The organism is Paraburkholderia atlantica, assembly GCF_009362785.1.
Taxonomy (GTDB): domain Bacteria; phylum Pseudomonadota; class Gammaproteobacteria; order Burkholderiales; family Burkholderiaceae; genus Paraburkholderia; species Paraburkholderia atlantica.
In genome coordinates this window covers 89158-111240 of the sequence record NZ_WHNQ01000004.1, presented here as the reverse complement: position 1 = coordinate 111240, position 22083 = coordinate 89158, and the positions used below count along the sequence as shown (strand labels likewise).

The following is a 22083-nucleotide window of genomic DNA, read 5'->3' as shown; positions in this document are numbered from 1 at the left end:
CCGTCAGCCGTTCGCCGCATGGCCAGCGACGGCTTGTTCGCGATCGACAAAATCGATCGTCAACTTGCCTGCGGGCGATCCGGTCAGCAGGATCTTGGCAGGCGCGGTTTCGCATGCCATGCGCGCGAGCAGTTCACGCGACACCGACGGCAGAATGCGCTGATTGAGAAACGCGTCGACATTGCGCGCGCCCGTTTCGCGCGCGAGACACAGCTCGGCCATCGCATCGATCAGCACTTCGTCGCAGTTCAGTTCGACGCCGTGCTGGCGGTGTAGACGCTGCGCGACTTTAGCGAGCTTCAGGCGCACGATCGACGCCAGCGCGCTCGCATCGAGAGGGCGGTACACGAGCGTCTGGAAACGCGCGAGCAGCGCAGGTTGGAAGTGTCTGACGAGCTGCGGATGAATCGCGTCGAGCAGTTCGTTGTGCGAGACGTCGGGGTTTTCCGCGGTCGTTTCGTCGATCTGCGCACTGCCGAGATTCGACGTCATCAGGACCACGCAGTTGCGAAAGTCAATCTCGCGCCCCTCGCCGTCGCGCATCATGCCGCGATCGAACACCTGATAAAACATGTCGAGCACATCGCGGTGCGCTTTTTCGACTTCGTCGAGCAGCACGACGCTATACGGACGCTGCCGCACCGCCTCGGTCAGAACGCCGCCGCGTCCATATCCGACGTAGCCTGGCGGCGAGCCCTTCAATTGCGACACCGTGTGCGATTCCTGGTACTCGGACATATTGATCGTCGTCAGCGCGGCTTCACCGCCGAACAGCAAATCGGCGAGCGCAAGCGCAGTTTCTGTCTTGCCGACGCCCGATGGTCCAGCAAGCAGAAACACGCCGAGCGGCGCATGTTCATTCTTGAGCCCCGCCTTGGCGGTGCGCAGGCTTTCGGACAGCGCAGCGAGCGCGTCATGCTGCGCGACCACGCGTGTCGCGAGCTGCTTTTCCAGTGTCAGCAGGCTTTGCAGTTCGTCTTCGACGAGGCTGCCCACCGGCACGCCGGTCCACTCGGCGACGACACGTGCGATCGCCTGGGCGTCGACGTCCGCGAAGATCAACGGGGCCTTGCCTTGTGCGGTAGTGAGTGCGCGACGTGCTTGCGCGAACGCGGTGGCATCGTGGGTTGCGGCGTCGCTGTCGCGTTGGCGGTGCAGCGCCTGAACGAGTTCGAGCTCCTGTTCGTAACGTGCTTGCAGCGCTGCGAGTTCGGTCTTCGCGTTCGCGAGCGCGATGGCCAGTGCGCCGCGGCGTGCTTCGACATCGTCGATGCCGGCGCGTTCGTCGTCTGTGAGCGTCGCGTGTTCGAGCTCCAGCGCGGCGACCACGGCACGCGCGCGTTGCAACTCGGCCGGTGGTGTGTCGAGCCCCATGCGCACGCGTGCGGCGGCGGTGTCGATCAGATCGACGGCCTTGTCCGGCAACTGCCGTGCCGGTATATAGCGGCGCGACAGCTTGACCGCGGCGACCAGTGCTTCGTCGCGAATGTGCACGTGATGGTGCTGGGCGTAGCGGTTTTTCAGGCCGCGTAGCATCAGGCAGGCCGCGTCGTCGTCGGGTTCGTCGACTTTGATGATCTGGAAGCGGCGTTCCAGTGCAGCGTCGCGCTCGAAGAATTCCTTGTATTCGGACCACGTGGTCGCCGCGATCGTGCGCAATTCGCCCCGCGCGAGCGCGGGCTTCAGCAGGTTCGCGGCGTCGGCGCCGCCCGCGGCGTTGCCGGCGCCGATCAGCGTGTGAGCTTCGTCGATGAACAGCAGGATCGGCACGGGCGAAGCCTGAACCTCGTCGATCACGTTCTTCAGGCGTTGCTCAAATTCGCCTTTTACGCCGGCGCCCGCTTGCAGCAAGCCGAGATCGAGCGTGAGGATGCGCACGTCGCGGATCACGTTCGGCACGCTGCCATCGACGACTCGCAACGCGAGCCCTTCTACGAGCGCGGTCTTGCCGACACCCGGCTCGCCGACGAGGATCGGATTGTTCTTGCGACGGCGCGCGAGCACGTCGACCATCTGCCGGATCTCGCGGTCGCGCCCGAATACCGGATCGATGTCGCCGCGGCGCGCCTTGTCGGTCAGGTCGAGCGCGAAGCGGGCGAGGGCGTTGGCGCCGGCAGGTGTGACCTCCTTTGCGCGACAGACGACGTTCGCCGCCGAGGGTTGCGGCCGTTCGGGTTGCCGTTCGTCATCTTCACTTTCACTTTCACTTTCGCACGACCGATGCGCAATTCGCGGCAGCAAACGCTCGATCTGCGCGCTGCTGACGGCAAGCAATGGCCACGCATGCTGCGCGCGCAGTACATGGGGCGCATCGACGATCGCCTGCAACAGATTCCCGGAGCGGATTCGCGCGTCGTCTCTCTCCGACGACGCGTGAAACCATGCATCCGCAAGCAGTGCCGCTAGCTGCGGCGACAGCGCGGGCTTGCCGCGCAGATTGCGCGGCAGACGATCGATTGCACCGAGCAGCGCATCCCACAGCGCGTCGATATCGATCGTGTAATGCCGCACGATAGCGGGGATGTCGCCGTCGCCGGCTTTCAGCTGCTACTCGAATACTTCACGTTCCGCGAGAAATTCCTGTTCGTCGATCTTTGCGGACTCGACGTGACGAAGCTGCCGGATAATTCGACGCGCTTCGAACTGGAGATCGTTCTGAAGCACGCGTATCCGTCAGATCAGCGTTTCAGTGCGGAAAACGTGCGGCTCTTCTGCACTCCGGTGATCAACCTGTTCGAACTCGACGCCGAGCCGATCGAGATCGATCATCACGAAACCGAATACCGCGTGTTGCCCGCTGGCCATCAGGGCGAGCACGTCGAGACCTATTCGGTCGATGCGATCGAGGCGTTCGATCACGACACCGCCGAGCGCTACGAGTACGTGCCGTTCGCGACGTTCCGGCATCGCGGCGGCATGCTGCGGCACGAGGCGCCCGAGCGCTACTTCCACGCGCGCGTGCGGCCCGGCGTCGCGGGTTTGCACGAGACGTGGGTCGTGCTCGGCGGTCACGCGTGGGAGACGATGCACACGCTGCCCGAGGAAAGCCTGTCGCTGCGCGTCACCGGCACGAACGGCATGCTGCCGCGCAAGGGCCTGCGCGAAGCGCGCATCGCCGAGCTGGCGACGAGCACGCCGAACCTCGCCGGCGTGAACAATCTCGTCGCGCCCACGCTGCCGCTCTATCCGCCGACCGGCGACCGCTTCCAGTGGCGGGTGCTATCGCATCTCGCGCCGAATTTCCTGTCGATGATGAACGCGGAAGTGCTGCGCGGCGCGCTCGCGCTATACGACTGGACCAGCGACGAACTGAACCGCCGGCGCCTCGCGGGTATTCTGTGGGTGTCGCAGGAGTTGCTCGAGGAGGTGTCGGGCGGCTCGGTCGAGCGCGGCGTGCTTATCGAGGTGACACTCGATTCGCACGCGTTCGCGGGCGAGGGCGACGTGATGCTGTTCGGCGAATTGCTGCAACGCTTTTTCGCGCTGTATGCGGAGATCAATCTGTTCACGAAGCTATCGATCGTGAGCCTGCCGTCGCAGATCCGCACCGATTGGCCGCGCAGCAACGCGCAACGGGCTCCGTTATGAGCGCATACACGAACGCTTTCGAGGCGCGCGACGAACCGCGGAATCTCGAACCGCTCGTCGCGGCGCTGCTCGCGCGCGCGCCACGGATGAACTTCATGCAGTTGTGCCGACTGCTCGAATTGCGGGTGCCGGCCCATGCCGATTTCGGCACTCGTGATACCCCGGCGCACGAGCCGGTACGCTTCCGGCCACGCGCGCGCACCGGCTTTCCGACGGGCGAGATCGCCGCGGTCGAATTCGACGATGATCCAGATGCCTTCGGCGGCGGCGACGCGCCGCCGACCGTACGCACGACCTTCATGGGACTCTACGGCGTCGACGCGGCGATGCCGTCGCACATGATCGACGAGATCGTGCTGCGCGAGGAAGGGCACGAAGTGGTCGAAGCCTTTCTCGATCAGTTCAATCATCGCTTCGTGACGCTGCTGTATCGCGCGTGGAAGAAATACCGGTATCCCGAGAGCTTTCGCGCGGGCGGCAGCGACGCGCATTCGCGCAATCTGTTGTGCCTCGCCGGCTTCGGCTGGGGCGAAAAGCCGCGGCGCGCAGGCTTGCCCGATTCGCGGCTGCTCGCGCTGCTCGGCCTGTTGATCCAGCGCACGCGCACGCCCGAGGGGCTCGCGGGCGTGGTCGCGCTCGCGGTACCGGGCGTCGATGTACGGGTGGATGAGTTCTTTCCCGCGCCCGCGCGCGTCGGCAAGCCGCAACCGCTGACGTCGTTGGCCGCTCGTGCTGGTGCGACCAACGACAACGGCGCGCGCCGCGGCCTCGGCGGCGGCTATATGCTCGGCAAGCGGCTTGCGTATCGCAGCGGGGCGGTGCGCGTGACGTTGCGGCCGGCCGATGCCGCCCAGGCGCACGATCTGTTGCCGGGTGCGTGGCTGCATCGCGAGTTGATGGCGTTCGTGCAGTTGTATGTCGGGGTGAAGGCCGACGTGCATCTGCATATGGAAATCTCGTCGCGTCTCGCGCCGCTGCCCGCGATCCACGGAGGATCGGCCGGACCCGCGCCGCGCCTCGGCTGGACCACCGTGCTGCCCGCCATGAGCGAACGCCTGATCAACGTCGCGCTCGGGGTTTGTCAAGCGTTTCCGAAGCCCGCGGCCAATCCGTACCTGACTCGATCCGCGTGATGAACGACGCGCCCAAAGGACTATCGATGAATCTTCGTTTTACCGTTTCCACCGTCGCGTCCGTTGCGCTGCTGTCGGCATGCGGCGCATGGCAAGCCGTGTCGGACGCGTCGTCGAGCGCGTATCACGCGGTGTTCTTCAAGCAGATCAAGGTGCTCGACGTCGATCTGTTCGCGCGCGAAGCGCTGAACCCCGACGACGCCGGTCGCGCGACATCGGTTGCGGTGCGCGTGTATCAACTGAAGGCCCGCAAGGTGTTCGACGGCGCGTCGTACGAGGATCTGCTGAAGAACGATCGCACGCTGCTCGCGCGGGATTTGCAGGCGAGCATGGCATCGGTGCTGAACCCGGGTGCGTCGGCGAGCCTGTCGCAGCCGATGCAGGCCGATACGGAATATGTGGCGGTCGTCGCGTTCTATCGCAATCCGGGCAGCGGGGACGGCTGGAAGTATGTGATCGAGAAGAAGAAGCTCGACGCGGACAAGCCGCTGAAGATCTCGTTGATGGATCAGTTTCTCGTGACGGAGGGCAGTGCGGCCCACGATTGAGTTGAGCCACCGGCTCAATCCTTTCGACCGACATAGCCCGGCAGTCCCAATGCCGAGTCGCTCTTTGCCAGCTTCAAGGCTTCCTTGAGCAAAGCCGAGAACTTTTCGTCGCTATCGGGCCGAGGCAACATCGAGCGAAAGAAGTCGGACCAGCGAAATTCTTCCAGCGGCACATTGGTTTTTTCATAGCCGCCGGCGTCGCGGACCGCTGCCGCGAGGCTTCGGTATTCGTCGTCTTTCAGTTCCCAGACGTGCTCCGCCAATTCGGAGAAAGGCCGGCGCATCCCTTGCGCGTCATACGGAAACGTCCATCGTTCGTTTTCCATGCTGAGCCAGAACGACGCCCACGTGTACGAGGATAGATCCCGCACCAGCACGACTGGAACCGAGCGGACGCCAACCTGCCATAACGCCGCCGCCACATGGTGATGATCGATCGCGAACGGTATGCCGTTCGGTCCGCAGACGACCGGTATCGGCTTTTCGGCGATGGCCATTTCCAGGTCATGGCCGCTCAGCGATCGGTATTGACGGACCTTTTCTCGGACCTCACGCGCGCCGTGGGTCATTTGCGTCGGACGGAGTTCTTCGATTTGCCGGGTGTTCATGGCGGTCTCCTAGTCGGGATGCGATCACGCGGAGTCCGCAAATTTCATGCCCCGCACGAAGCGTCGCTCACGGTGCCGGACGAGACGGCTGTTCAATCTCGCCTTCCTCGTCGTGTTCGCCGCAGGATTCGCCGCGACCGGTTTCGTGGCCGACCGGGTGTTGCAGGAAAACGCGGTGCAGACGACCGTGCGCGACGCGAGCCTGATGATCGAAGCGGCTACCACGGCGCAGAACTACACGTCCGATCAGGTGACGCCGCTGCTGGCCACGCAGATCAAACACGCGTTCGTGCCGCAGTCGATTCCCGCGTATTCGGCGGTCGAGAGCCTGCTCGCGATCCAGAAGAAATTTCCGGGCTTCTCGTACAAGAGCGCGATGCTCGATCCGACCGCCCCGCGCGACCGCGCCACGGACGGGAGACCGATGTGATCCGGCGCCTGCACGACCCCCCGAATTGCCCAAACTGATTGGCGAACGCGCGACGCCGTCGAGCCCGAGTCTCTACATCGCGCGGCCCACCCGCATCGACTCGGCCGCGTGCCTCGAATGCCACAGCACACCCAGCGCGGCGCCGCGCACGATGATCGACAAGTACGTGCCGGCGAACGGCTTCAACTGGCCTCTGCATGAAACGATCGGCGCGCAGGTCGTGTCCGTGCCGATGTCGCTGCCGCTGGGACAGGCGCACAGCGTGTGGCGCACGTTCATGTTGTCGTTCCCGGCGGTGTTCGGGTGCGTGCTGATCGCGCCGAACCTGATGGTGCATTTCCTCGTGACGAAGCGGCTCAAGGCTTTGTCGCGCGCGGCCGATGAAGTCAGCCTCGGCAAGCTCGACACCGCATCGTTTTCGACGCGCGGCGGCGACTAGATCGCCTCGCTCGCCGTGTCGTTCAACCGCATGAAGACGAGTCTCGTCGAGGCGCTGCGGATGCTGGGGGCGTAAGCTGGCGTGATCGGCCACGCGCCCCTCGATCGGAACCCGCATGAGCAACGAAGCAACGCCTACGCGTATTGGCAAGTACCGGATCGACCGCGTGCTGGGCACGGGAGCCATGGGCGTCGTCTATTTCGCGTTCGATCCGCACCTCGAACGGCCGGTGGCGCTGAAAACCGTGCGCCGGGAACTGCTCGCCAACGGGGACAGTAGCGGCGACATGCTTCGTTCAACGGGTCGAAGCTTGCATCACAGACGCCGCGCAGCGCCGCCAATTCCGGCACGATCTCGATTCATCCGGTTAGCTTCCACGAATCGAACGCTGGTACATTGAATTCAAAAGGGGGATCAAGTTGAACCACAGTTTGCAGATGTTCGACCTGAGTGGGCGTCGCGCGCTCGTCACCGGATCGAGTACCGGTATCGGTTATGCGTTGGCACAAGGGCTGGCCGGCGCCGGTGCCGAAGTCGTGCTGAACGGCCGTAATGAAGTGAGGCTGGCGGAAGCGGTCAGCCGCCTGCGCGACGCGGGCGGGAACGTGCATGGGCGATGTTTCGACGTGACTTCTCCGGAGGCGGTGGAAACGGCGGTGGCGCAGATCGAAAGCGAGATCGGCGCGATCGATATTCTCGTGAACAACGCCGGCATGCAGCGGCGCGCGCCGCTCGAGCAGTTCTCCCATGCGCAATGGGAACAGTTGATGAAGACCAATGTGGATAGCGTGTTTCTGGTCGGGCAGGCGGTGGCGCGCCACATGATCGCGCGTAGGCGCGGCAAGATCATCAATATCTGTTCGGTGCAAAGCGAACTCGGCCGGCCCAATATCGCCGCCTATACCGCGAGCAAAGGCGCCGTGAAAATGTTGACGAAAGGCATGGCGATCGATTGGGGCCAGTATGGCATCCAGGTCAATGGCCTCGGCCCCGGCTACATCAAGACGGAACTGACCGACGCGCTCGTCAACGATGAAGCGTTCAGCAACTGGCTCGTCAATCGCACGCCTTCGCGGCGTTGGGGCGATGTGCAGGATCTGGTCGGCGCGGCGATCTTCCTCGCGAGTGGCGCGTCGGACTTCGTCAACGGTCATGTTCTTTATGTCGATGGTGGGGTGACGGCGACGCTGTGACTGTCCCCGAATTGTCATCGCGAGCACGCAACCGTGTCGTACTCGCTCGAAACGATGATACGGCGTGAGCCGAATCGGGAATAAGCACCGCATCTCGGTGGTCTTGCAGGTGAGACTGACATCGGATGGGTGATCAAATGAACATGCCCGACAAGGCGGCGTCTGCCCCGCACGTGACGCACGACACCAGCGGGACGTTCGCATGACGTTGCGGATGCAGGCCGCTTTGCGGCGATTGCAACTCGGCTCCGGCGTCGTGTTGCTGGTCTATCTATTTCTCCATCTGCTCAATCACGCGCTCGGAATCTGGTCGCTCGAACTGGCCGGACGTGGTCTGGTCCTGGCGCTGCGGCTCTGGCGCAGCGCTCCCGGAACGATCGCGTTGTACGGAGCGGCCGCGCTGCATTTCGCACTGGCGATGCGAACGATCTATGCGCGCCGTCACTGGGCGTTGCCTCCGGCGGAGTGGGTGCGTCTGTGGGCAGGACTGAGCCTGCCGCTGCTGCTGATCCGTCATGCGGTGACGACCCGGCTCGCGTCCACGCTCTATGGCTTCGAACCGGATTACGAGCGCATCGTGATCCAGTTGCTCACGACCGGTACGCAGGGTTTGCAGCTTGCGCTGCTCGCGCCCGGATGGATACACGGATGCCTTGGCTTATGGTTTCGCTTGCGTCACATGCGATGGGCGCTTCGCATGAAGCCCGTGCTGTTGACGTGGGTCATCTTGCTGCCATTGTTATCGGCGGCAGGCTTTGTCCGGATGATGCGAGCCGTCGAAGCGAAGCAGCCAATCCTCCCGACTCCCGATCCAAAACTGATTGCGCATCAGCTCGCGCTGAACGCATGGCGTCACGATCTCGTGGCCTTGTATCTTTCTCTGATCGTCGGTGCGTTCGTCGCAGGTCAATTGCGCAATGGGATAGAACGTCGGAGATTGCGTGGTAGTTCTATTTAGATAAGACCGGGAATATTCAACGAGAAAACTCCGTCTACCGGATGTGCATCGCGTAACACTCACGATCTGACGAGATGGTCCGAAGTGAATGCGGATGCGCGAATACATCCTCAGGTCAAAAGGAGTTCATGATGAAATCGGAATCGTTGAATCAATACGCGGCTTCCTCGTTAGTGAGCCTCATGATCGCTGGTGCGATGTTGATGGCGGGCTGCGCAAGCGCGGAGGCGCAAACTGCGTCGGCGCCCGAGCCTCATCAACTCACGCGCGCGGAGGTCATGCACGAACTAGAGGAACTGGAAGCGGCGGGATACAACCCGTCGATGGGCGATGATGGTTCCTATCCCGCCGATATTCAGGCCGCGGAAGCAAAGGTGGCCGCGATGCATCGAGCGGATAGGGCCGCGGCGATGAGCGCGGGACAGAGCGGGCAAATGGTGGGCACGCATTGATAGAAAGACTGGAACGTTGATCCACCCGCGGCGGCGGCACACTTCGATATTAAAAATCGCAATGATGCTATTGCATTCATTGCATTGCCAGCATGATGTCGGAATCGTATCTTCGTCTCCATATCACGGAGACATCTATGAAGATCGCATTCCTGGGAGCCGGCGCGTTGGGTTGCGCGATCGGCTCCGCGCTGACTGAAGGCGGCCACCAGACGTGGCTGGTCGACCGCTTCGCGGCGCACGTCGAGGCCATGCGCCGCGACGGCCTGCTAGTCGACGATGCCAACGGCTCACGCCGCGTAAAAGTCCGCGCGACCATCGACCCCGCCGAAGTCGGGCCGGTGGACCTCGTCATCGTGCTGGTCAAGTCCTTCCACACTGATTCGGCGATGCGCGGCGCGCTCGATCTCGTCGGACCCGACACGCTCGTGTTGTCGCTGCAAAACGGCCTCGGCCATGAAGACGTGCTCAGCGAAATCGTCGGCCGGGAGCGCGTGCTGGCGGGCAAGACCTATGTGGGCGGCGTGCTGAAGGCGCCCGGGCACATCCAGTCGGGCGTGAACGGAAAGCTGACGATCGTCGGCGAACTCGATGGCCGGGTCACCGACCGGGTTCGCGCCATCGCCGACGCGTTCAACAGTTCGGGTCTGACGACCACGGTCAGCGACAACATCCTCGGCACCATGTGGGACAAGTTGCTGATCAACGTCGCGACGGGCGCGATCACCGGCATCACCGGTCTGACGTATGGGCAACTGTACGAGGAGCCCGTTCTGAAAGCCGCCGCGTTGGCGGCGATCGAAGAAGCGATGGCGGCCGCGAAGGCCGCCGGCATCCATCTTTCGATGACGAAAGCGGAGCAAGCCTGGACGCTCGCGGCCGAAGGACTCTCGCCCGCGTTCAAGACCTCGATGCTGCAGAGTCTCGAAAAAGGCTCGGTGACGGAAATCGACTTCATCAACGGAGCGGTCGTGCGCTGGGGCGAGCGCCTCGGCGTGCCGACTCCGGTCAATTCGACGCTCGTCGCGTGCATCAAGGGCATCGAGCGCGCGATGACGGACCGTCAGCGAGAAGGAGCGACAGCATGAGCGGCGCGAAAGCTTATCTCGAGCACGTCGCCATCTGGGTGGGTGATATCCACTGGCATATCCGCTTTTTTGAACAGGTCTTCGGCATGAGCATGCGCGAAGTGGACGGCACGCGCGACGAGCCGCGTCAGTACTGGACGCTCGGCGGACTGCAGTTCATCAGTGATCCGCGCTACGAAGGTCCCGAGGGCCGGCTCGCGCATCTCGGCGTGATGTGCGAGGACCTCGAGGCCTCGCTCGCCGCGGCGCAAGCGTTCGGCGTCAGTGAAATGCCGCAGGGGCGCAACTGGCTGCGTCTGCCGGATGGACTCGCGGTCGAACTGATTCAGGCCAAACCCGCCACGTGCGTTGCGCAGGCGCTGGCGATCAATCCACGCGCGGAGGCGTAAAGCATGAGCACGATTATCGAAAGGTACTGGGACGACGCGAGCGAAGGCGACGAGTGCGTGAGCCCGACCTATACCGTCACGAAAGAACGCATTCTCGCTTACGCCGATCTGACCGGCGATCACACGCCGGTGCATGTCGACGAGGCATATGCGAGTGCGAGCCACTTCGGTTCGATCGTCGCGCACGGGCTGTTCGGCCTGTCGATCGCGGACGGCTTGAAGACGCAGAGCGACTATCGCTTCCTGCCCGGCATGTCGCTCGGCTGGACGTGGGATTTCCTGCTGCCGATCAAGGTCAACGACGTGCTTCACGTCAAGTTCCGCGTCGGCAATATGCGCGCGAGCAACAGCCGTCCGGACTGGGGCATCGTCGTGCTGCCGTCCGAGCTGATCAATCAGGACGGCCAGGTCGTCCAGCGCGGCGAACATCGCCTGATGGTGCCGCGCCGTCCGGGAGCGAACTGATGCAAGCCCGTCCCCTCGAAGGTATCCGCGTTGTCGACTACAGCCACTTTCTCGCCGGCCCGTACGTGGGCCGCTGCCTCGCGGCGCTCGGCGCCGAAGTGATCAAGGTGGAGCGTCCCGGCAGCGGCGATGCCGGCCGGCAGCACGCGACCATCCTCGACGACCAGCAAAGCGCCTACTTCCTGCAACTGAACATGGGCAAGCGCGGCGTCAGCGTCGACATGAAAGACCCGCGCGGCAAGGAGTTCATGCAACGCCTGTGCGATTCGGCCGATGTGTTCATCGAAAACTATCGGCCCGGTGCGCTCGACAAGCTGGGCCTCGGCTATGCCGCGTTGTCCGAGCGCAATCCGGGGCTCGTGTACTGCTCGATTTCGGCATACGGTCACACCGGGCCCGACGCGCATCGCGCGGGCTTCGGTCTGATCGCCGAGGCGAAGAGCGGCATTATGCAGATGATCGGCAATCCGGGTGAACCGCCGCCGCTGATGCGCATCTCGCTCGGCGATATGTACACGGGCATTCACGCGGTCGCCGCGATCAACGCTGCCTTGCTCGGGCGCGTGAAGAGCGGTCGCGGCCAGCATATCGACATGGCGTTGTACGACACGCTGGTGTCGATGCACGAATACGCGGTGCAGTGCTACACGATGCAAGGCGTGCTGCCCGAGCAGACGGGGCACGACATGCCGACGTCGACGCTGTACGGCGTGTTCCGCGCGGCCGATGGCGATCTCGTGATCGCCGCGCAGGTCGACGATGCGTGGAAGCGGTTTGCTTCGCTCGTCGAACAGCACGGCGGTCCGGCCGGCTTCGGCACCGATGCGAGGTTCCACCGTCTGAACGGACGCAACGCCCATCGCGAAGAAATCCTCGCGGTCGTGAAGCCATGGGTTGCGGCGCGCCCGGTCGCCGACGTGCTGGCGCTGCTCGATGGCATCGACGTGCCTTGCGCAAAAGTGCAGCGCATCGATGAAGTGGTGAACGATCCGCAGATCGTCGCGCGTGGCATGGTGATCGAGCAGGACCATCCGCGCTTCGGAAAGCTGCGCCTTCCTAATCTGCCGTTCCGCTTTTCCGACTGCGATACGTCGATCCGCGAAGTCGGCCCGGACCTCGGTCAGCACAACGCGGAAGTCGCGCAGTCGCTCGGATTCAGCGCCGCGGAAATCGACGCGATGCAGACTCAAGGTGTGCTGTTTTCGAAGAGGAGCGCGTGATGAGCGACCGATACGCGGTGATCGGCAATCCGATCGGCCACACGAAATCTCCGCTGATTCACGGTCTGTTTGCGCAGCAGACCGGACAGGACATTAGCTACTCGGCGATCGAAGGTCCGATCGAGCCCGCCGATGCCTTCGCCGGGACCGTCAAGACGTTTATCGCCGCGGGCGGCAGAGGCATGAATGTCACCGCGCCGTTCAAGCTGCAGGCGTTCGCGATTGCCGACGAGCGCAGCGAACGGGCCACGCTCGCCGGCGCCGTGAACGCGCTGAAGTTCGACGACGGCCGGATCATTGCCGAGAACTTCGACGGCGTCGGCCTCGTGCGCGATATCGAAGTGAACCTCGCTCAGCCGATGGCAGGCAAGCGCGTGCTCGTGCTGGGTGCGGGCGGAGCGGTGCGCGGTGCGCTGCTGCCGTTCATCGCGGCGCGTCCGGCGCAACTGGTCGTCGTGAATCGGGATGTGCGCAAGGCCGAGGCGCTGGTCGCACAAGTCGCGAGCAGCAGCCCATTGATCGCATGCGGCTACCGCGAACTCGACGGGATGGGGCAGTTCGACCTCGTCGTGAACGCGACATCAGCGAGCCTGACCGGTCAGTTGCCCGCCGTTCCCCCGGACGTGTTCAGCCCAGCGGGAACCGCGTACGAACTCGCGTATGGAAAGGGGCTCACGCCGTTCTTGCGGCTCGCGCGAAATGCTGGCGTGCAGGGCATCGCCGACGGCGTCGGCATGCTCGTCGAGCAGGCTGCCGAAGCGTTCGAATGGTGGCGCGGCGTTCGACCGCAGACGCAAGCGATCATCGACCGGCTGACCGTTCCGCTCATTTGACGCACGAGGGGCCGAGGACGCCCGGGTTGCGGATGTCCGTCCATGGCACGACGCAATGGATACAATGGCGACATTGCAATTGACAATATCGCCATGAGTACCACTGAGCTTCCGGACCTCAAGCTGCTTCAGCTTTTCGACCTGCTTTACGACGTGCGAAGTGTCACGCGCGCCGCCGAGCAACTCGGGCAAAGTCAGCCGACGGTCAGCATCTGGTTGGGTCGCTTGCGCGAGCATTTGCAGGACCCATTGTTCGTTCGCACACCGGGCGGTATGACGCCCACGCCGCAGGCTGACGCGTTGATCGGACCGTGCAGGGAAATTCTGGAGTCGCTGCGCCGGTTCGCTGCGTGGGAAATCTCGTTCGATCCCGCCACGGCCAAGCGACGCTTTCGCATTTGCATGACGGACGCGAGCCACATTACGCTGCTGCCGCGAATGTTGGCGCATTTGCGGGCGCAGGCGCCAGGCGTTCGGCTGGAAGCGGCAAGGATCGACGGCAATACGGAGCGGGCACTCGAATCCGGCGAGGCGGATCTTGCGATCGGGCACGTGCCATGGCTGGGGGGCGGTATGTACCAGCAACAGCTTTATATGCAGGACTGGGTATGCCTTGCGAACCGCAATCATCCTCGCGTGCGTGCGCGGCTGAGTCTGAAGCAATACGGCAGCGAGGGGCACGTCGTCATTGCGGCTGGCACGGGCGGGCAACTGCTCGAACAGGCGTTGTTGCGCGAGAACATCGAACGCGACGTCGTGCTTGAATTGCCCGGCTTCCTCGGACTCGGATCGATCATCAAGTCTACCGATCTGATTGCTACGTTGCCGCGACACATTGGCGAGACGCTGGCGCGGGCGAACGACGTCGTGGTCCATTCATGTCCTTTCCCGGTGGACAAGTTCGCGGTGCGCCAGCACTGGCATGCGAAGTACCATCATGAAGCCGGCAATCGCTGGCTACGCTCGGTCGTCGCGGATCTGTTTCTCAATGGGAGCAGAAGATAGTTGAAACTGCTGGTTGCGGGCTGACCAGCCATTCGCGTGTGCGTCGCTGTCGACCCGGGACTCAATCGGGGTTTTTTAGGGCACGAGACCGCTTTGAATCTCACGCTGTTCTCCGACTACCGGGTTGAGCGACGGCTCGAACGCTGCGAGCCGCCTCACTTTTACGATTACCGTAGATATTCACAAATCTTTAATGCGGGGAAACCAGCGGGAGCCGCGGATCGCATCAAATCGGCGAATTGCGCACCTGTCAGCCTTCGCGAGGCTGGACCTGCGCGAATTGACGAATGCGCTCCGCAAGAGCGGGTATGCCCGAGTCGCGAGCGACGTAGTGCGCGACCTGCCGGGTGGCCAGATCGATGGTCACCTGATCGTCGGGGGTTTTCGTATTGGGTCCGTCAACGGCGGGATGGTATTCGATGCGCAATTGCCTCGCGTTGGCGACGAGCCGTAAATAGCCGAAGTTGCGGTCGTCGTAGCTTTCAAGGACGACCGCATCGGTGTCTTTCGACGCGGCCTGGAGCAGCTGCGGCGCGCGGAGGGGCGACTGTCCGTTGGTGGTGAGCCGCTGCACCTGGTGACCGCCGTTCCCACAAACGATGTAAGGGATGTGGGTGCCATCGGAACGGGTTCGCGTAAAGCGCTGGTAGTTGTGCGCGTGTCCCGCGAGGTCCGCGTGTGGCCAGATACCGACCTCATGACAAACGGTATCGATCTGCTGCTGCATTTCCACGCTCCAGCCATGACGGCCGCGCGCCACATACGGCGGATGGTGATGCGCGAACAGCAGCGCGCCTCGATAGTTCTCTTTCTTCACCCGCAATAACGCCGCTTTCAGGAACTTCAGCTGACTGTTGCCGATGTGACGGTCAGCGATCACACCGGGGTCTTCGAGCGTATTGCTGTACAACGCGATGATGCGCACGAACGGTGCCTCGAACGTGAAGAAGACACCGGGCTGAATTTGCGCTGTGCGTGAAAGGTGGCCCGCATCGGGAGAGACCTGGAAGCAGTCGGAGCAGAAGTTCCTGAGAAACGCCTGCAGGCTCTTCTCATGCTTCAACGGCGAAACCATTCCGTCATGGTTGCCGGCGGCGGCGAGAATCGGCGCATGATAGTTGCGATACGGCTCATAGAACTGATCGTAGTAGTACTGCGCCTCGCCAAAGCTGTAGACGATGTCGCCCAGCAGAAAGTTGAATTGGGGCACCTCGGCGGGATCGGCTTCGTCGAAGTCGCTGACCATCTTGTCCGAGACTTCATTCTGGGTGGCCGGACCTTTCGTACTGCCACAGTCGCCGGTGGCGTGAAAGACGATCTGTCCGCTCTCGCTGATCGTATCGAGGAGCTTCTGGTTGTTGTTCACCACCTCCGCAAACGTCAGCCGCGGCTCGGTGCCGCCGCGCGGCGGCGGAAACGGCAGCGCCTTCAGCTTGTGCTCGCGGTTCAGTTCGTCGATCACCTTGTACGCGGCGGTATCGGATGCGTGCCGGACCACGAAGGTTTGCGGGTCCGGCGTGGGTTGCGGCTGCGAGAAAACCGGCGCGGCGAGAATTCTGCCTCTGCGGTTGCCGCGGGCGGCTGACGATTCGTCTGAACGCTTCTTCGGCATGTGCAATCCTCCTTGATCGTCGAACGGGAGCGGCCACGCGGTTGTCGGCAAACCGTCGGCATATGACGGTGCTGTACGCGGCCGGATGCACCGTTCAGACGAAGGTAAATCGAGGAAGTTCAGATACGGCTGCCGTTGCGCCGCCCGATTGGCGCGAATTGCGGAGCACCGCCGTTCCGCGCGAAGGCCGGGTTCGTGGTGGAACACGTGTGTTACGACGGCACGAACACGCCCACCGCCGCCAGCGCCATCGCGAGCGTTGCGAGCCATCCTCCCCACGCCAGCACGCCCTTGACGGCGAACTGTCCCATCACCCGCCGACTTCGCGCGATCAGCATCATGATGACCATGATCGGCACCGCGGTAACGCCATTGATCACCGCGCTCCAGTACAGCGCGCGGATCGGGTCGAAATGCATGAAGGTGATGGCCACGCCGCCGACGATGGCCAGTGCGATCACCGCATAGAATTCGCGCGCGAGCGTCAGATGCAATGCCAGACTGCTGCGCCAGCGAAAGCTGCCCGCGGCTGCGTAGGCGGCCGAGCCGGCGAGAACCGGCAGCGCGAGCATGCCGGTGCCGATGATGCCGAGCGCAAACAGTACGTAAGCAAAGCGTCCGGCAAACGGCTCGAGCGCCCGCGCGGCATCGGCTGAGGTTTTCACTTCGATGTGGTGCAGATGCAGTGTAGCCGCCGCCGTCAACATGATGAAAAATGCAACGAAGTTCGACACCCCCATGCCGACCCACGTATCGAAACGGATTCTTCGCAACTGCGCCGGTGCCTGATGCGGTACGCGGCGCAAAGGCGCCTGTTCCGGTGCCGAGCGCATTTCTTCGACTTCCTGCGACGCCTGCCAGAAGAACAGGTACGGACTGATCGTCGTGCCCAGCACCGCGACCACCATGGTCAGATAGTCCGACGTCAGCGAGATGCGCGGCAACACAATCGCGCGTGCGACTTCGCCCCACGGGATCGGCACGATGAAAGCGACTGCGACGTACGCAAGAAGCGATAGCGCGGTCCACTTCAGAATCCGCGCGTAGCTTTCATAGGGGACAAAAATCTGCAGGATGACGGAGAACGCCCCGAGGCCGACGACATAAAGGTGTTGCGGACCGGGCAGCAGCAGTCCGGCCGCGGCGCCCATCGCCGACAGATCAGCGGCGATGTTGATCACGTTTGCCACGACGAGCAGGGCGACCGCGCCATACAGCAGCCAAGCCGGATAATGCGCGCGGATGTTCGACGCGAGGCCCTTGCCGGTCACCCGGCCGATCTGCGCGCTGACCAGCTGGATGGCGGTCATCAACGGATAGGTGATCAGGATCACCCATAGAAGGTTGAATCCGAATTGCGCGCCGGCCTGCGAATACGTGCCGATTCCGGATGGATCGTCGTCGGCCGCGCCCGTGATCAGGCCGGGGCCCAGGCGTCTGATCCAGGATCGCTCGACAGGATCGCGTACGGCGGATTCCGGCTCGATCAATTTTTCGTCGTTCATATGTCACCTCGCGCCCACAGTTAGCAAATTGCGGGCCCGGGTGTTCGTGCAGGCGTTGCGCGGCTTCGGCAAGCAGATGCGAAGCGCGGCTTCAGCGAAAGTAGGCGGAAATACGGGCTTCTATAGGGGAGGAACGAACCTGGGGCCGTGCCGACGGACACCGTCACCCATGATGCGCTGGAGTCTTCGCTTGCAACTGGATCAAGTCGATTGCGTAAAGCAGTTCTTCGAGCACGATGGGCTTGGCAACGATGGCGTCGACCTTGCCAGCAAAACTGGCCGCGTCTTCCGGCCGCGCCAACGCGATGATGCTCGGCTTATCGATGCTTGTATCGAAGCTCTCCACGAACCACAACGCAGTCGTAATCGAATTGACGGGCACGTCGAGAACGATCAATTGGCGCGACGGTTCGAGCCATATTTCATGCCAATGATCGAAACCGAGCGCTTTGGAGCGCCCATAGCCCTTTACATTGAGCAGAACGCGCAGAGAATCCCGGACCGCCTTGTCGTGCCCGACGATGACGACGGCGCCGAGGCATTGTGACGGTCTCTTCACTGCGTGAGCCGTTGCGGCCCGCAGTTGCCACTGACAGCGCTGCCATTGCACCCGGGTCAATTCATAGTCGCGCTGCGCTTTCGACAGCGCATTCAGCGATGTTGCCGGGTTACTTCTCAACTGTTGCAGATCGCGAGTCGCCTGATCCAGTGCGGTGCAGGCGACGCAGAAGGCGAGCTTGTCTTCTGCCGTCGGTCCCGGATTCGAAGATGACACGCCGCGTTTCTCCCGAGCCAGTACGCACGTTTTGTGCCGTTGACCTTGCTCATTCCCGCAGCATAGGGCGGCAAGGCGCAAAATTCCAGGCGCGGCTCAGTCCATTCGTGGCTTGAACGCAAACTGCTCGATCTCGCCGCCGCGTGCGACCACCGCCGTGCTCTCGGGAATTTCCTGCCAGATACCCGGCAAGTCCGAGAGCGGCTCGGACAGCACGAGGAACGCATTCTCGCCGGCCGTCTTGATGCGCTCGTCGTCGGGATACAACTCGCGCAGATGACGGAACGACCTGCTGTGAAACAGCGAGCGCGACTGCCCTTCGCTCGAATAACGGACCGCGATGATCTGCTCGCCGTCGGTCGCGCACACGGTCATGTTCAGCGGCTCATCCACGCCATGCCGGCGGCCGGCGGTTTCGACGAAGCCGACCATCCGTTCGAGCGCGGTGACGGGCGTGAGCTGCAGCCCGAAGGTCAGCGCGAGAAAAAACAGCACCTCGGAATCGGTCGATCCCTCGATGGACGGGAACAGGTCGGGATCGATCTGCACCATCAGATCGCGGCGCACCTTCGGGTAGTTGCGCACCAGCCCGTTGTGCGCGAACAGCCAGCGGCCGTGGCGGAACGGATGACAGTTGGTTTCCTGCGACGGCGTGTCGGTCGCCGCGCGTATATGCGCGACGAACAACGGCGAGTGGATCGCCCGCGCGGCCTCGCGTAGATTGCGGTCGCTCCAGGCGGGCTGGATGCAGCGGTAGCGAAACGGAATGTCGGTGGGGTGGCCATACCAGCCGATCCCGAAACCGTCGCCATTGGTGGTGGTGGCGCCGAGCCGCGAATGCATGCTCTGATCGATCAGCGAATGCCGGGCGTTGAACAGCACGGTTTCGAGCTGAAGTGGATTGCCGGTATATGCGAGCCAGCGGCACATGATTGGACTCCTGTCGGTTGCGCATGACAAACCTACACCACCGCGCGGTCGGCGTTTGTAGGACCAAAGTCCGATTGAGGGAGACTTGACGCATGTCACCATAGACAACTCATGGCGTGAACTGCACGGGTTCCTGCTCATGGAAGATCTATGTCAAGGGCGGCATCGTCACGTGGGAAACGCAGCTGGCGGACTATCCGCGCACCCGGCCCGACGTGCCCAATCACGAGCTGGTGCGCAGTGCGCTGATCAAGCTGTGGCGCGAGCGCCGCGCTTCGCTGGAACCGGTGCAGGCGTGGCAGTCGATCGAGCATTCACCTGCGGGTGACCGTGTATGTGTTCGTTGCGCTGGCGTTCGTGCTCGGCGCGGTCTTCGCGTTCCGCATGGCGTCGACCTTCAAGTAGGTGGCCGATGATTTTCCGGAGAACATGGGCGTCGTCACCGGGATCGTCGGGCTTGCTGGTGGCCTTGGTGGATTCCTGCTGCCTATAATCTTCGGCATCCTGCTGGATTTTTTCAGCGTGCGTTCCACCTGCTTCATGTTCCTATACGGGATCGTCTGGGTTTCTCTGATCCTGGTCTATCTGTCGGAAGTGCGGCGTACACCGGTCGCGGGTTCTGTTGCCTGGCCGCGTTCGCAAACGCGCAGTGCCGAGATTCGCGCAGGCTGCAGGCTCTGCCTGCCAGCCTGCTTTTTGCTGATGGAGGTGCCCGATGAAACGCCGTGAACTGTTGGTTGCGCTGGCCGCAGGCGCGCTCGCCGAGGGTTCTACCAGCCTGGCGCAGGCAGCCCAGGCGAAATTCACCGATCAGATCGAGTTGCCCAAGCCCAACCTCACAGGCACGGTGTCCCTCGAGGAAGCCATCGCGAAGCGCAGGTCGGTGCGCAGATTCGCGGCGAAGCCGCTGCCGGTCGAGGCCATTGGCCAATTGATGTGGGCCGGGCAGGGCATCACCAACTCGGACGGTAAGCGCGCGGCTCCGGCGGCCGGCGCTTTGTATGCGCTCGAACTTTACGTGGTGACCGCGACCGAGGTGATGCACTACCTGCCGGAGGGCCACCGGGCCGAGAAGCGCGCCAGCCACGACCTGCGCCCCGAACTGCGAGCGCTTGCGGTCAACCAGGCGTCGGTCGAGGCGGCCCCGGCCTTGCTCGTGGTGGCCGCCGACCCCAGCAGGCTGACCGCGAGATATGGAGGCAGAGCCAATCTGTATGCCGATCTCGAGGTCGGGCATGCGACCCAGAACATGCTGCTGCAGGTCGTCGCGCTGGGGCTAGTTGCCGTACCCGTGGGCGCCGTCGACGGGGCCCCGGCGGCGCGCAAGCTCGGGCTGCCTCGCGGCCAGACCGTCCTCTATCTGATCCCGGTAGGCTATCCGGCCTGAGTCGTGGGGAGAGGCACGATGAGTTCGATCGAGCCTCAGCGAGTTTTACGGTCTCCAGCGTCGGGCGGTTATCGGCCAACGCCTGGGGCTGCGCTCGCCTTGTTGCACGACCGGCAGCAGTGTATCGACACAGTCCAGCGCGTCGCTCAATCGCCCGAGCACGATCAGCGAGCGCGCCGCATCCAGACGACCGTGAAACATCGCGTCGCGCGGTCCGGCCCGTTCCACCATGTCGATGAGCTGGCCCATCTCGGCCTTGACGCGCGCGCGGTCGATGGGCCAGTGGCGGTCAATCCAGTTCCGAAGCGAGCGAACCAGCACCACGCAATCGTCGTACTCACACTGCAAGCTATCCATTGCCACCCTCAGCCGTAGCCGGCCTGACCGAGCCGTTCATTGGGGGAACAAACCCTCCCCATGTCGCCCGCATCTATAGAGGAAGCAAGCGGCGCGCCACGTGTCGCCGGTGCGCTGCATCGTTGCTAGAGCGGAGCTCGGCCATGTTCTCGCAATTCGGGCTCGAAGAATATCCATCGAGCGGATGGAAAGCGCTCCTTCAATTCGCGCTCGATTCGGTCGATCGTGCGCACCAGCTCGTTCGCACTGTCGTGCGGTTCGAGCTCGGCCTGAATCGCGATTACCAGATCCTCCGACCACTTCAAGGCGATCAGACTGACGATGCGACGGACTTCGTTGCGCTCGCTGAGCCATGCGCGCATCTCCTGGCGTATGCGCTGGTGCGCCGATTCACCCACGAGAAGCGATTGGATCTCGCGCATCGAGTACAGAGCCGTGGCCATCAGCACAATGCCGACGCCGACACTGCCGAGCGCATCGTAAAGCGGATTGCCGGTGAGAACCGTAATGCCGATCGCGATCAGGGAGACGAGCACGCCCGTTACCGCGGCCACATCCTCGCTGACCGCGAGCATCACGGACGGCCTGCCGCTTTCCCTGAACCAGTTCAATAGCCCGCGGGCGCGATGCCGGGGCTCGATCGTGCGAATGGAGGCTCTGAGAGCGACTGCCTCGATCACGCCGGACACGCACAACACGCCGATCGCGAGCAAAGGCTGTTCGAGCCGCGAGTGATGGATTGCGCGAAAGCCGCCGATCGCGATCGACGCAACGCCTCCGAAGATGAATAGCTGCATCGCCACCAGCATTGCATAGACATAGGTCGCGCGACCGAAGCCGAGTGGATGTTGCTCATCGGGCTCGGCTCGAGCGGCGCGATGACCGACGAGCAACGCAACCTGGTTCAGGCAGTCGGCGCTGGAGTGTACGGCTTCGGCGAGTGCGGCCCCCGAGTTGGTGTAGAACGCGACGGCGAACTTGCACGCGGCGACAGCGATATTCGATGCGAGGGCGTAGTAGACCGCCCGTGGCGCAGATATGTGCCGCCCGGACCTGGCCCTCATGACCCTATCTCCTTGTTCAAATCGAAAATGGGCGATTCCCGAGCTTGGAGATTGAACAGCATAAAGCGGACCTCGAAACGCCTGTCGACTACGAGAGAGTCAAC

The 22083-nt window shown here is 63.1% G+C and carries 23 protein-coding genes and 3 pseudogenes; 18 read left to right on the top strand and 8 right to left on the bottom strand.

Translation table 11 applies throughout. The features are described 5' to 3' along the window. Positions 1–3: 3 nt before the first annotated feature. Complete coding sequence (gene tssH / locus GCT19_RS07165) at positions 4–2511, bottom strand: type VI secretion system ATPase TssH (protein WP_321576773.1); 2508 nt, start codon at positions 2509–2511, stop codon at positions 4–6. A 15-nt stretch (positions 2512–2526) separates the two neighbouring features. On the opposite strand from tssH, the pseudogene tssF reads away from it, so the two are divergent. The 3 genes and pseudogenes from tssF to tssJ form a co-directional block, all read left to right on the top strand. Continuing rightward, positions 2527–3588 (top strand): annotated as a pseudogene (tssF, locus tag GCT19_RS07160) (type VI secretion system baseplate subunit TssF); the annotation flags it as partial. After that, positions 3585–4721: a type VI secretion system baseplate subunit TssG gene (gene tssG, locus GCT19_RS07155; protein WP_152851483.1), complete on the top strand. Its 1137-nt coding sequence runs from the start codon at positions 3585–3587 to the stop codon at positions 4719–4721. The pseudogene tssF and the gene tssG, both read left to right, overlap by 4 nt. 26 nt (positions 4722–4747) lie before the next feature. Next, complete coding sequence (gene tssJ, locus GCT19_RS07150; protein ID WP_193727380.1) at positions 4748–5269, top strand: type VI secretion system lipoprotein TssJ; 522 nt, start codon at positions 4748–4750, stop codon at positions 5267–5269. Between the two features lie 14 nt (positions 5270–5283). On the opposite strand, the gene GCT19_RS07145 is transcribed toward tssJ, so the two are convergent. Next, positions 5284–5877: a ParB-like protein gene (locus GCT19_RS07145; protein WP_152851482.1), complete on the bottom strand. Its 594-nt coding sequence runs from the start codon at positions 5875–5877 to the stop codon at positions 5284–5286. Positions 5878–5923: 46 nt separating this feature from the next. Between GCT19_RS07145 and GCT19_RS44360 the strand changes: the two genes are divergently transcribed. The 12 genes from GCT19_RS44360 (at position 5924) to GCT19_RS07090 (ending at position 14349) form a co-directional block, all read left to right on the top strand. Beyond that, a complete protein-coding gene (locus GCT19_RS44360; protein WP_260326014.1) occupies positions 5924–6307 on the top strand; it encodes a DUF3365 domain-containing protein in 384 nt (127 codons plus the stop codon). Between the two features lie 25 nt (positions 6308–6332). Next, positions 6333–6746 (top strand): Tll0287-like domain-containing protein, encoded by a 414-nt coding sequence (locus tag GCT19_RS44355; protein WP_265334610.1) that lies wholly within the window; start codon positions 6333–6335, stop codon positions 6744–6746. 115 nt (positions 6747–6861) lie between these two features. Beyond that, entirely contained in the window at positions 6862–7146 is a 285-nt protein-coding gene (locus tag GCT19_RS07135) for a protein kinase family protein (protein WP_152851481.1), read from the top strand. Between the two features lie 37 nt (positions 7147–7183). Beyond that, a complete protein-coding gene (locus GCT19_RS07130) occupies positions 7184–7939 on the top strand; it encodes a glucose 1-dehydrogenase (RefSeq protein ID WP_152851635.1) in 756 nt (251 codons plus the stop codon). 202 nt (positions 7940–8141) lie between these two features. Continuing rightward, positions 8142–8897 carry a hypothetical protein gene (locus GCT19_RS07125; RefSeq protein WP_152851480.1) on the top strand — a complete coding sequence of 252 codons (756 nt, stop codon included), beginning with the start codon at positions 8142–8144 and terminating at the stop codon, positions 8895–8897. Positions 8898–9028: 131 nt separating this feature from the next. Continuing rightward, a complete protein-coding gene (locus tag GCT19_RS07120) occupies positions 9029–9349 on the top strand; it encodes a DUF4148 domain-containing protein (RefSeq protein WP_152851634.1) in 321 nt (106 codons plus the stop codon). A 137-nt stretch (positions 9350–9486) separates the two neighbouring features. Then, positions 9487–10437, top strand: a complete 951-nt coding sequence (locus GCT19_RS07115) for a ketopantoate reductase family protein (RefSeq protein WP_152851479.1) — start codon at positions 9487–9489, stop codon at positions 10435–10437. Then, positions 10434–10826, top strand: coding sequence for a VOC family protein (locus tag GCT19_RS07110; RefSeq protein WP_018434343.1), 393 nt, complete (start codon positions 10434–10436; stop codon positions 10824–10826). Before GCT19_RS07115 ends, GCT19_RS07110 begins: the two co-directional genes overlap by 4 nt. 3 nt (positions 10827–10829) lie before the next feature. Then, the gene (locus GCT19_RS07105) at positions 10830–11291 is read left to right on the top strand and encodes a MaoC family dehydratase (protein ID WP_152851478.1); all 462 of its coding nucleotides are present in this window, start codon (positions 10830–10832) and stop codon (positions 11289–11291) included. Then, a complete protein-coding gene (locus GCT19_RS07100) occupies positions 11291–12511 on the top strand; it encodes a CaiB/BaiF CoA transferase family protein (RefSeq protein WP_018434345.1) in 1221 nt (406 codons plus the stop codon). The genes GCT19_RS07105 and GCT19_RS07100 overlap by 1 nt, the downstream gene beginning before the upstream one ends. After that, positions 12511–13344 carry a shikimate dehydrogenase gene (gene aroE / locus GCT19_RS07095; RefSeq protein ID WP_018434346.1) on the top strand — a complete coding sequence of 278 codons (834 nt, stop codon included), beginning with the start codon at positions 12511–12513 and terminating at the stop codon, positions 13342–13344. The genes GCT19_RS07100 and aroE overlap by 1 nt, the downstream gene beginning before the upstream one ends. Positions 13345–13437: 93 nt before the next feature. Next, positions 13438–14349, top strand: a complete 912-nt coding sequence (locus GCT19_RS07090; protein WP_152851477.1) for a LysR family transcriptional regulator — start codon at positions 13438–13440, stop codon at positions 14347–14349. A gap of 250 nt (positions 14350–14599) precedes the next feature. Here GCT19_RS07090 and GCT19_RS07085 read toward each other — a convergent pair whose 3' ends face one another. From GCT19_RS07085 to GCT19_RS07070, 4 genes are all read right to left on the bottom strand, one after another. Further along, positions 14600–15961 (bottom strand): metallophosphoesterase family protein, encoded by a 1362-nt coding sequence (locus GCT19_RS07085; protein ID WP_152851476.1) that lies wholly within the window; start codon positions 15959–15961, stop codon positions 14600–14602. 212 nt (positions 15962–16173) lie between these two features. Continuing rightward, complete coding sequence (locus tag GCT19_RS07080; protein ID WP_152851475.1) at positions 16174–17466, bottom strand: NRAMP family divalent metal transporter; 1293 nt, start codon at positions 17464–17466, stop codon at positions 16174–16176. Between the two features lie 163 nt (positions 17467–17629). Then, the gene (locus GCT19_RS07075) at positions 17630–18322 is read right to left on the bottom strand and encodes a response regulator receiver protein (protein WP_227749210.1); all 693 of its coding nucleotides are present in this window, start codon (positions 18320–18322) and stop codon (positions 17630–17632) included. Between the two features lie 15 nt (positions 18323–18337). Next, positions 18338–19171, bottom strand: a complete 834-nt coding sequence (locus GCT19_RS07070; protein ID WP_152851474.1) for a class II glutamine amidotransferase — start codon at positions 19169–19171, stop codon at positions 18338–18340. Positions 19172–19275: 104 nt separating this feature from the next. Here GCT19_RS07070 and GCT19_RS07065 point away from each other — a divergent pair. The 3 genes and pseudogenes from GCT19_RS07065 to GCT19_RS07055 form a co-directional block, all read left to right on the top strand. Further along, positions 19276–19545, top strand: a pseudogene (locus tag GCT19_RS07065) (hypothetical protein); the annotation flags it as partial. Then, positions 19508–19789 (top strand): annotated as a pseudogene (locus GCT19_RS07060) (MFS transporter); the annotation flags it as partial. The pseudogenes GCT19_RS07065 and GCT19_RS07060, both read left to right, overlap by 38 nt. A gap of 97 nt (positions 19790–19886) precedes the next feature. Next, positions 19887–20558: a SagB/ThcOx family dehydrogenase gene (locus tag GCT19_RS07055; RefSeq protein WP_018434354.1), complete on the top strand. Its 672-nt coding sequence runs from the start codon at positions 19887–19889 to the stop codon at positions 20556–20558. Between the two features lie 45 nt (positions 20559–20603). Here GCT19_RS07055 and GCT19_RS07050 read toward each other — a convergent pair whose 3' ends face one another. Together GCT19_RS07050 and GCT19_RS07045 are read right to left on the bottom strand one after the other, a co-directional pair. Beyond that, on the bottom strand, positions 20604–20915 hold the full coding sequence (locus GCT19_RS07050; RefSeq protein WP_152851473.1) for a hypothetical protein: 312 nt from the start codon (positions 20913–20915) through the stop codon (positions 20604–20606). A 125-nt stretch (positions 20916–21040) separates the two neighbouring features. Next, positions 21041–21979 (bottom strand): cation diffusion facilitator family transporter, encoded by a 939-nt coding sequence (locus GCT19_RS07045; protein WP_018434356.1) that lies wholly within the window; start codon positions 21977–21979, stop codon positions 21041–21043. Positions 21980–22083: the final 104 nt, after the last annotated feature.